The 849-nt window shown below is 51.7% G+C and carries 1 protein-coding gene; it reads left to right on the top strand.

Annotated elements, in window-relative coordinates; translation table 11 throughout:
* Nucleotides 1-248: 248 nt before the first annotated feature.
* Nucleotides 249-674 carry a low affinity iron permease family protein gene (locus EQW76_RS28710; protein WP_142832631.1) on the top strand — a complete coding sequence of 142 codons (426 nt, stop codon included), beginning with the start codon at nt 249-251 and terminating at the stop codon, nt 672-674.
* Nucleotides 675-849 lie beyond the last annotated feature (175 nt).

The raw sequence follows: 849 nt of genomic DNA, 5'->3' as shown, positions 1-849 counted from the left end.
ATCAAGCTGCCGCACGACGCGCTCATTTGAAACTAAAACTGCAACTGTAATGCTAATGTGACTCGGCTAGGGGTCCAGATGCCGAAACACATGATATGCGCTTGTTATTCCTAAGGTTGATAGGGTCATTTCTGTCTACCGGATCACAAGCATCATTTTCGCCTCATGTATGACGAGTATTTACGCTGCGATTGTAGTTTAGCACACTTCGCGCCTAAATATTATCGCTTCGACTGGAGGTTCATCAATTGGCCAAAAAGAAAGGCTTCTTCTCCACCTTCGCCAACGTCGTTGCCGACTGGTCAGGCAAACCGGTGACGTTTGTCGTTGCCTTCATCCTCGTGTTGGCGTGGGCGGCGACTGGTCCGATCTTCAACTACTCGGAAACGTGGCAGCTGGTAATAAACACCTCGACCACAATCGTAACGTTCCTGATGGTTTTCGTCCTACAGAACTCGCAAAACAGGGATGGCAAGGCGCTCCAAGCGAAACTCGATGAGCTAATCCTCAGCAGCAAGGCTTCGAACAAGTTCGTTGGCGCCGAGAAGCTAAGCGAAGACGAACTCCGTGAGATGAGCGATAAACTTGAAAAGGACGCCGAACTGCTTGAGGAAAAAGCGGCTGAGAAGGCGCTGGGAAAGTCCGTCAGTTTGCATCGGCACAAGGGCGACTAAATCCAACCGGTAAAAAACCATACCAAGCCGGCTATTGCGGCCCGAAATGGCCGTTGAGGCCGAGGAAAGTGAGTGGGCGCCAGCCACCGTGCGGCGCAGCAATGGCCCATAGTCTTTGATCGTACGCATCCGAGCTGAACCGGATTGCGGATTTGAGTGATCGTGTGGATGCTCT

Origin of the sequence: Rhizobium sp. rho-13.1 (assembly GCF_007000305.1) — a bacterium.
In the GTDB taxonomy this organism is placed as follows: domain Bacteria; phylum Pseudomonadota; class Alphaproteobacteria; order Rhizobiales; family Rhizobiaceae; genus Rhizobium; species Rhizobium rhododendri.
Note: the sequence above shows the minus strand (reverse complement) of the source record. Positions and strands in the feature narration are given on the sequence as shown.